General features: G+C 73.6%; 8 protein-coding genes. All 8 read left to right on the top strand.

The window, feature by feature from the left end; all coding sequences use genetic code 11:
• Positions 1–256: 256 nt before the first annotated feature.
• The 8 genes from Psi01_RS37775 to Psi01_RS37740 are packed head-to-tail and all read left to right on the top strand — an operon-like array spanning position 257 to position 8,420.
• On the top strand, positions 257–1,000 hold the full coding sequence (locus Psi01_RS37775) for a hypothetical protein (protein WP_239128332.1): 744 nt from the start codon (positions 257–259) through the stop codon (positions 998–1,000).
• Positions 1,001–1,017: 17 nt separating this feature from the next.
• Positions 1,018–1,806 (top strand): glycosyltransferase family 2 protein, encoded by a 789-nt coding sequence (locus tag Psi01_RS37770; protein WP_204068971.1) that lies wholly within the window; start codon positions 1,018–1,020, stop codon positions 1,804–1,806.
• Between the two features lie 50 nt (positions 1,807–1,856).
• On the top strand, positions 1,857–3,083 hold the full coding sequence (locus Psi01_RS37765; protein WP_204068970.1) for a 2-phospho-L-lactate transferase CofD family protein: 1,227 nt from the start codon (positions 1,857–1,859) through the stop codon (positions 3,081–3,083).
• Complete coding sequence (locus Psi01_RS37760) at positions 3,080–3,775, top strand: HAD family hydrolase (protein ID WP_204068969.1); 696 nt, start codon at positions 3,080–3,082, stop codon at positions 3,773–3,775. Before Psi01_RS37765 ends, Psi01_RS37760 begins: the two co-directional genes overlap by 4 nt.
• The gene (locus Psi01_RS37755; protein WP_239128331.1) at positions 3,768–4,550 is read left to right on the top strand and encodes an NTP transferase domain-containing protein; all 783 of its coding nucleotides are present in this window, start codon (positions 3,768–3,770) and stop codon (positions 4,548–4,550) included. Before Psi01_RS37760 ends, Psi01_RS37755 begins: the two co-directional genes overlap by 8 nt.
• Positions 4,538–5,827, top strand: a complete 1,290-nt coding sequence (locus Psi01_RS37750) for a glycosyltransferase family 4 protein (RefSeq protein WP_204068968.1) — start codon at positions 4,538–4,540, stop codon at positions 5,825–5,827. The genes Psi01_RS37755 and Psi01_RS37750 overlap by 13 nt, the downstream gene beginning before the upstream one ends.
• Positions 5,824–7,140, top strand: a complete 1,317-nt coding sequence (locus Psi01_RS37745; RefSeq protein ID WP_239128330.1) for an oligosaccharide flippase family protein — start codon at positions 5,824–5,826, stop codon at positions 7,138–7,140. Before Psi01_RS37750 ends, Psi01_RS37745 begins: the two co-directional genes overlap by 4 nt.
• On the top strand, positions 7,137–8,420 hold the full coding sequence (locus Psi01_RS37740) for a glycosyltransferase family 4 protein (protein WP_204068967.1): 1,284 nt from the start codon (positions 7,137–7,139) through the stop codon (positions 8,418–8,420). The genes Psi01_RS37745 and Psi01_RS37740 overlap by 4 nt, the downstream gene beginning before the upstream one ends.
• Positions 8,421–8,427 lie beyond the last annotated feature (7 nt).

Genomic DNA, 8,427 nt, shown 5'->3' with positions numbered 1-8,427 from the left:
CTCACCTCCGCCCGGCAGGTCAGGCCCCGGCCGGGGCGGGATCCGGGTCGCTCCCGGGAATGCGGATGTGAGTTAAATGCTGATGGGTCTTTCTGAAAATTACTGCAAGCTTTATGATCCCTTTCAGCAAGTTTCTCGCGGGGGCGAGTGGGATGCGACCGCTCCGTGACTTCCCGCCATCGACTCAGGCAGAGCCGTCCGCGCGCCGGACCCCCGCACGGTCCGGGCGCGGCAACGGAAGAAAGGTGCTGAAGTCATGACAGTAGAGAGGGGAAACCCACCCTCCCTCGGGCTCCTCAGAGGCGGCGCGCCGGTCACCGGACGCCCGCGCCACTCCGGCGTCGTCCTGAGCTCGGAGCGGGCATGGGCGCCGCACCTGTGGTGGATCGCCCTGGTCGCCGGCGGCGCCGGGGCCGCGTTCGTGTGGCTGGCCACGCCGCACGGCCGGGAGATAGAGGCGGTGTGGGAACTCGGCGTCAAGCTGGCCGCGTTCGCCTGCCTGTGCGCGGCGATCGCCTTCTTCCCCTGGTCGTCGCCGCGTCTGCACTGGCTGATGTACGTGCCGTTCGTCTTCTTCACCGGCTACGTGATCCCGCGGATCAGCTACTTCTACTACATGGACGCCGCGCGCGCCCAGGGTGACAGCTTCTACACCCATCTCTACCTGCTGCTCTATCCCGGGATCGTGCTCACCGTCGCGGCCGCCCACCGGCTGGGCGGCGGGACCCCGGGCAACTGCCTGAAGATCGCGGTGAACGGCGTCGTCATCGTGTTCTCCGGCTTCCTCGACGTCATGTGGCAGCTGGTCAACCCGATCGACATCCCCGAGACCATCGACGCCCCGCACATCACGGTGTTCACCGGGGGGCCGATCTCCTTCGGCGCGACGATCCTGTTCACCCTGGCGCACCTCCCCGTCGTCATCGGGATCGGCCTGCTCCCGCTGGACCGCTGGATCGGCCGCCTGCTCGGCGTCGCACCCGCCGGCGGTCAGAAGTGAGCACGGGAGGCGGGCGCGTGCCGCGGCAGCCCATCGCGATCTCGGTCGCGGCGCCCGCCTACAACGAGGCGGCGAACATCGCCGCGGCGGTGACGGAATGGCGGCGGTATCTGGAGGGGCACCCCGCGGTCGGCGCGTGGGAGATCGTCGTGTGCGACGACGGCAGCACCGACGCCACCCGCGCGATCCTGGAGGAACTGCGCGAGCGGTGCCCCGGGCTCGTCGTGGTCGGCTTCGGCCGCAACCGCGGGGCGGGCGCCGCGATCGCCGCGGCCATCGCCCATACCCGGATGGACTGGGTCGTGCTGCTGGACTCCGACGGCCAGTTCCCCATCGCCAACCTGGACGGGTTCCTCGACCGCATCGGCGAGGGTGAGGGGGCCGCCTTCTCCGGGGCGAGGATCAGGAAGGCCGACGGCCTGCCGTACCGGTGGGGCTCGGCGGCCAGCGGCGCGGTCAGCAACGCCCTGCACCGCACCCGTTACCGCGACTTCAACTCGATCTTCAAGGTGGTGTACGGCCCGCTGTTCCGCTCCCTGCGGCTGGAGTCGGGCGGGATGAACTGCTCCACCGAGATCACCGCCCGGGTCGTCGAGCTCGGCCATGACTGGATCGAGGTGCCGATCGAGCATCGGGAGCGCGGCGGCGGCAGCCGGGGATGGCGCTTCTGGCGCGGGGCGCGCGACCGGGCGCTGTTCGTGGGCTACCTCGGCTACCGCCGGTGGCTGCAGCGCCGGGGCGTGCTGCGCTCCCCGGCGGCGCACTCCGTCGCCGAGCGCGCCGCTCTGCCCGTGGAGGCCCGATGAGCCGCGGAGGCCCGGTGAACGGTGGAGGCCCGATGAGCCGCGGAGGCCTGATGGGTCGTGAAGACCCGGCGGCGGACACGCCGCATCTCGGCGGGGCGTCCGTCGTCCTGTTCAGCGGGGGGCGGGGCGGGGCCGGCATCGCCCGCGGCCTCCTGCGGGCGCCGGACACCGACCTGGCCGTGCTGGTCAACGGGTACGACAACGGGCAGTCCACCGGGGCGCTGCGCCGCTATCTGCCGGGGATGCTCGGCCCCTCCGACTTCCGCAAGAACCTGCTGCTCCATCTCGACCGGAACGACCCGCGCCAGGCCGCGATGATCGGCGTGCTCGACCACCGGCTGCCCGCCTCGGCCGGTCGCGGGGACCTCGACGAGCTCGTGGACGGGCTGGCCCGCGGCCGGGTGCACGGGATGCTGCCGCCGCGCACGCGGGCCGCGGTGGTGCGCGACCTGTCCGTCCTGACGGACCGGCTCGACGGCGATCCCGGGCTCGACCTGCGGGACTGCGCGCTGGGCAACCTGGTGTTCGCGGGCGCGTACCTGCGACTGGGCCGGGACTTCAACGCCGCGGTCCGATCCTGCGCCGAGACGTTCGGCTCGCCGGTGCGGCTGGTCAACGTGACGGGGGGCGAGGACGCCTATCTGGTGGCGCTCAAGCAGGACGGCCGGATCCTGGCCGACGAGGCCGACATCGTCGCCCCGCAGGACCCGGTCGCCATCTCCGACCTGTTCCTCCTGGGCAGCCCCCTCACCCCGTCGCGGCGGGCCGTACTGGAGGCGCTGCCCGACGAGCACCGGCGGCGCGCCCTGGCCGGCGGCGGCGCCCGGATCTCCCTCAACCCGGAGGCCGGGGACGCCGTCACCCACGCCGACCTCATCGTGTACGGCCCCGGCACGCCGCACTCTTCGCTGCTGCCGAGCTATCTGACCCCCGGGATCGCCGACGCGATCGCCGCGGGCCGCGCCGCCGCCAAGGTGTTCGTCGTCAACCTCAGGGACGACCACGACGTCCGGGGACTGGACGCCCACGCCCTGGTCGGCCGTACCCTGCGCTATCTCGGCGACCCCCGCAACGAGCGGCGCACGATCACCCACGTCCTGTGCCACCGCGCGGGATCCGCCGTGACGGAGGAGCCCGGCGGGGGCGCCGCGGCGGGCGCCCGATGGGTCACGGCCGACCTGGAGGACCCGCGGCGGCCCGGCGTGCACTCCGGGACCCGCACGGTGGCGGCGCTGGCCCGCATCGTCGGCGAGACCTCCCTGCTGGGGGCCGGATGAGCGCGCCCACGCACCGCACGGCCGCGGCGCTCGCCGGGCGGCGCGTCTGGCTGTGCGACCTGGACGGCACGCTCGTGGACTCCGCCCCCGCCCACGAGGCCGCCTTCCGCACCGCGCTCGCCGAGATCTCCCCGGGGCTGCTCGGCTCCTTCGAGTACGGCGCGCACGCGGGGGCGAGCACCCGGCAGGTGGTGCGGGAGCTGGGCGTGGACCCGGCGCTGGCCGAGCGGGTGGTCGGCCGCAAGCAACGGCTCTACCGGGCCTACGTCCGTGACGGCGCCGTCGCCGTGCTGCCGGGGGCGCGCCGGCTGCTGACGCTCCTGACCGGCCGGGGGCACGCGGCCTACCTCGTCACCTCCGCCAGCCGGGAATCGGCCGCCGGCGTCCTGCGGGCCTGCGCGCTGAGCGGATACTTCCGCGGCGTGCTGACCGCCGACGACGTGCCGTACGGCAAACCCGACCCGCGCTTCTACCGGCGGGCGTGCCAGGCCTGGGCCGTCGACCCCGCCTCCGCCGTCGTGCTGGAGGACTCCGCCCACGGGGTGGCCTCCGCCGTCGGCGCGGGCCTGCTCACGCTCCAGGTGCACGGGGGAGCGCCGGCGGACGGGGCGGTGCCGGTACGGGACCTGGAGGAGATCGTGTCCCTTCTGGAGTCGGAGACTCCCGGCACGGGAGTGGATCCCGTTGGGTGAGGAACGCTTCTGCGCGGTGGTCCCCGCGGCGGGACAGGGCTCCCGGCTCGGCGCGGACATCCCGAAGATCATGGTCGAGATCGCCGGCGGCGTCACCGTGTGGGACCTGCTGCACCGCCGCCTGTCGCCGTGGGTGGAGCACATCCACGTGGTGCTCTCCCCGCGGGGGGAGGGTCCCTTCCGGCGGCTGGCCGCCGGGGCGATCGAGCGGGGCGAGGTCTCCGTCAGCGTCCAGGAGGCGCCCACGGGCATGGGTGAGGCCGTCTTCGGGGCCGCCGCGCCGTACTGGGCGGACCATGACGCGATCCTGGTCGTCTGGGGCGACCAGGCGAACCTGTCCTCGCGCACGGTCGGCGAGGTGGTGCGGGCCCACCGCGAGAACACCGCCGGGGGAGGGCCCGGACTCACCCTTCCCCTGGTCGCGCTGCCCGATCCCTACGTCGAGTACGACTACGACGCGGCCTCCTCGACCCTGCTGGGGGTGCGGATGTCCCGGGAGGGGGAGGAGTGCAGGCCCGGCGGACTCGGCGACGTCGGCCTCTTCTGCCTCGGCGTGGACGGGCTGGCGCGGGCCTGGGCGGGCTATCTGGCCGGGGCCCGCCCGGGAACGGTCACCGGAGAGATCAACTTTCTGCCCTTCCTGCCGTACCTGTCGCGAGAGCATGGGCGGCGGACCACGGTGGTGCCGGTCGCCGACCCCGCCGAGGCCCGTGGCATCAACACCCCCGCCGATCTCGAGTTCACCCGAAGGACCTACCTGCGATGCACGAGCTGACCCCCGGCTCCGTCCCGCTCCGCCGCGTTCACGTCGTCTGCTCGGAGATCCCCCCTGACGTCGTGGGCGGGCTCGGCCGCTACGCCGAGCGCATGATGGGCGCCCTGCGCCGGGGCGGGACCCCCGTCACGGTGTACGGCACCGCCCGCCGGGGCCGCTCACCCCGGACCGAACGGCAGGGGGACGTCACGCTGCACCGGCTGGCGACGGCGAGCAGCGACCACGCCAGGGACTCGCGCACGCCGCAGATACTCAGGCGGGTGGCCAAGATCGCCGGGCTGCTCGCCTTCAACGTGCGCGTCGCCGGGCGCATCCTGCGCGCCGAGGCGGGGCGGTCCCGGGCGGACCGGCGCGGGACGGTCGTCGCCGTGCACGACTGGATGGGGAGCCCGGCCGGCATCGTGTGCCGCCTGCTCGGCCGGTTGCCGGTGGTCTTCCACGTGCACACCCGCGAGCTCAACGCCGACCCGGCCGGCGGCCGGTCCCTGCACGCGGCCTGCCTGGACGCGGTGGAGACGGCGCAGGCCCGCCTGGCGGACCTGATCATCGTGCCGAGCGTGAGCGTCCGCGACGACCTCGCGGCCCGCGGCTGGCCGCGGGAGCGGCTGCGCGTGCTGCCGCACGGCTTCGAGGACGCGGAACTGCTGCGGCTGGCCGCATTGCCCGCCGGCGAGCGTGAGCGCATCGCCTCGCGGGTGCGCGAGCGCTATCTGCCGCGGGGCCGGGGCCGGCTGGTGGTCTTCGCCGGGCGCCTGTCGGCGCACAAGGGCGTGCACACCCTGATCCGGGCGGTGCCGCTGCTGGCGAAGCAGTACGGAGACGACCTGCGGGTCGTGATCATCGGTGCGCAGCTGCCGCAGACCGACGACAACGCGGTCGTCGCGCGGCTGATCGAGGAGACCGGCGCCGGTGAGCACGTGGTGGCCGACTACCGGTTCCTCGACTCGGCCGAGCTGTTCGCGCACTTCCTCGCCGCCGACGTGTGCGTCTTCCCGTCGGTGTACGAGCCGTTCGGGCTGGTCGCGGTGGAGGCCATGGCGCTGGCCAGGCCGGTGATCGTCGGGCCCGGCTACTCTCCCGAGGTCGTGGGGGACGGGGCGCTGCGGTCCGCGCGCGACTGCCCCGAGGAGCTGGCCGCCGAGCTGTCGCGCTGCCTGGACGACCCGCAGGAGGCCGCGCGGCTCGGCGCCCGCGGCGCCGCCTACGTACGGGAGAACTACAGCTGGTCCCGTACGGCCGAGCAGACCCTGGCCGCCTACGCCGCGGTGGCGCGGTGAGTCTTCGCCCCGGCGGACGGTCCGGGATCACCGGATGGTTCGGGACCGGTCGGCGGTCCGGTGAGCGTCGCCGGGCCGTCGCGACCCCCATGCTCGTCAACGCGGTCGCCAGCGGCGTCTCGGCCTCGACCACGCTGCTGGTGGCCTGGGGGGTCAGCGCCGCCGAGTTCGGGCGCTTCACCCTGGTCCTGTCGATCGCGCTGATCGTCACGGTCGGCATGGTGATGAGCCTGCACTTCGTCATGTACCAGGAGCTGCCGAGGTCCCGGCCCGAGGAACACCGGGCCCTGATCAGCACGGCGCTGCTGTCCACCCTCGTGCTGGGCACGGCCCTGGCCCTGGCCGGGGTGCTGGCCGCCCCCGTCCTGACCGCCGTCCTGGGCGTGGACCTGCGCACCCTCTGCTTCGCGCTGGCCCTCGCCCTGGCGATGGCGGTGAACTATCTCACCGAGAGCTTCCTGCGGGGTCTGCGGAAGTACGGCCTCACCTCCGCGCTGAAGATCATCGTCGCCTTCGTCTACCTGGGCGTCTCGGCCTGGTTCCTGTTCGTGCTCGACGTCAGGGACGTCGACTGGTACCTGCTGGCGCTGATCGGCACGAACCTGCTCTTCGCCCTGGTGTCGGCGGTCGGCTTCCGGATCGACCCGCGCTCCTGGTCGCGCGCGCTCGCCCGCTCGCTGTACCGGCACGGCGCCTACCTCACCGCCCTCGGCGGTCTCAGCGCCGTGCTCTTCGGAGTGGACGTGATCTTCCTCAACCACTGGGCGGAGGCGTCCGAGGTCGGGGTGTACTCGATCTACAACAACTTCCCCAAGCGGCTCCTGGGCGTGGTCTTCGCCGACGGCATCGGCCTGGTGCTGCTGCCCGCGCTGGCCGTCACGGACACCTCCAGGGCGCTGGGCCGCATCGGGCGGCTGTCCCCGGCCGTCTTCGCTGCGGCGGCCCTGCTGTCGTTCGCGGCGAGCGCGGTGTTCTTCCTCCTGCTCCGCGGCGAGTATCCGTACTCCTTCGGCCTGATGGCCCTGTCGGCCCTGGGCATCGGCACCCACACGGTCTTCAACCTCTACTCGGCGGCCCTGTCGATGGACGGGGTGCGGGGCGCCAGGGCCCTCATCGCCGCCCAGTGCGCGGCGGCCCCGATCGTGCTCGCCGGTCAGGCCGCGCTCATCGCCTGGCAGGGCCTGGCCGGCGGCCTGGTGGCGTTCATCCTGTCCAATCTCGTTCTCACCGCGGCCGTGGTCATCGTCTCCGCCCGTGTGTACCGGTCGCGGGCGGCGGCGCCGAGCGTCCGCCATCCGGAGGTCCCACGATGAAGATCGCGCACATCATCACCCAGTTCCCGCCGAACATCACCGCGGGGCTCGGCCGCTACATCGCGGAGGTCGCCCCCCGCATGGCCGACGGCCACCGGATAAGCGTCTTCACGCTCAACGACGGCCGCCTGCCGGTCTTCGAGCACGTCGCGGGCATGACCGTGCACCGCCCCATGGGCCGGGTCCACGGCGCGATCAGCCGCCGCCGGCGGCTCAACCGCACCCGCAGGCTCGACTTCGCCCTGCTCACGCTGAACGTCGTGGCCGGCAACTGGCGCTACTTCCTGCGCCTGCGCGCGGCCGGGCGGGACGGGCGGCCCGACGTGGTGGCGGTGCACGACTCCACCAACTTCCTGTCCGGTCTCCTGTGCCACTATCTGCTGCGGCTGCCGGTCGTCTTCCACGTGCACACCACCGAGTACGGCGTCGACCGCCGGCCGGGAGCCCCGGGGACGCGGGGGCTGTTCGCCGCCGTGGAGCGGTGGCTGGCCCGGGTCGCCCGCAGGATCGTGGTCCCCACCCCGGAGGTGCGCGACCGGCTGGCCGCCGCCGGCTGGGACCGCTCGTCGCTGGAGGTCGTCTGCCTGGGCGGGACCTTCGAACGGCTGCTCGCCGAAGGCCCGCCGGGCGGGCACGACCTGTCGGCGCGCGCCCGCGACCTGCGCGTCCGGCTCGGCCTCGGCCCCGGCGACCCGGTCCTGCTGTTCGTCGGCAGGATCGAGCGGCAGAAGGGGATCTACCAGCTGCTGGAGGCCATGCCGAGGATCACCGCCGCGGTGCCCGGCCTGCGCCTGGTGATCGTCGGCGAGGGCGACGAGGAGGGCGTGCGGCGGATCGTCACCGAGGCGGGGCTGACCGGGCACGTGCGCACCTCGGGCGGGTGGGTCGGCGGCGAGGACCTGCCGGAGTACTACGAGATGGCCGACCTGTGCGTCTTCCCGTCGCTGTTCGAGCCGTTCGGCCTGGTGGCGACCGAGGCCATGGCCATGGGGAAGCCGGTGATCCTCGGCCACGGGTTCTCCCGGGTCTTCCTCGGCGACCCGGACCGCCCCGCGGCGCGTTTCGTGCGCGGGGACGATCCGGGCGACATCGCCAGGGCCGTGATCGAGATCATGGCGGACCCGGCGGCGCGGGAGTCGCTCGCGGCCGAGGGGGGACGGTTCGTCCGCGAGCGGCTGAGCTGGGCCCGCACCGCCGAGGAGACGCTCGCCGTCTATCAGGGCGTCCTGGACGAGGAGCGCGGCGGGGCCGTACGGCGTGCCGCGGCGAGCCGGGGATAGAAAGCCG

It is taken from the genome of Paraplanobispora siamensis, assembly GCF_016863175.1.
GTDB classification, from domain to species: Bacteria; Actinomycetota; Actinomycetes; order Streptosporangiales; family Streptosporangiaceae; genus Planobispora; species Planobispora siamensis.
The sequence above is the reverse complement of the archived record's forward strand: the minus strand, read 5'-3'. Positions and strand labels throughout refer to the sequence as shown.

Bases quoted from the DNA above. Each gene is read 5' to 3' on its own strand.
- Psi01_RS37750 (WP_204068968.1), top strand. From the start codon at position 4,538: ATGCACGAGCTGACCCCCGGCTCCGTCCCGCTCCGCCGCGTTCACGTC.
- Psi01_RS37760 (WP_204068969.1), top strand. From the start codon at position 3,080: ATGAGCGCGCCCACGCACCGCACGGCCGCGGCGCTCGCCGGGCGGCGC.
- Psi01_RS37740 (WP_204068967.1), top strand. From the start codon at position 7,137: ATGAAGATCGCGCACATCATCACCCAGTTCCCGCCGAACATCACCGCG.
- Psi01_RS37775 (WP_239128332.1), top strand. From the start codon at position 257: ATGACAGTAGAGAGGGGAAACCCACCCTCCCTCGGGCTCCTCAGAGGC.
- Psi01_RS37765 (WP_204068970.1), top strand. From the start codon at position 1,857: ATGGGTCGTGAAGACCCGGCGGCGGACACGCCGCATCTCGGCGGGGCG.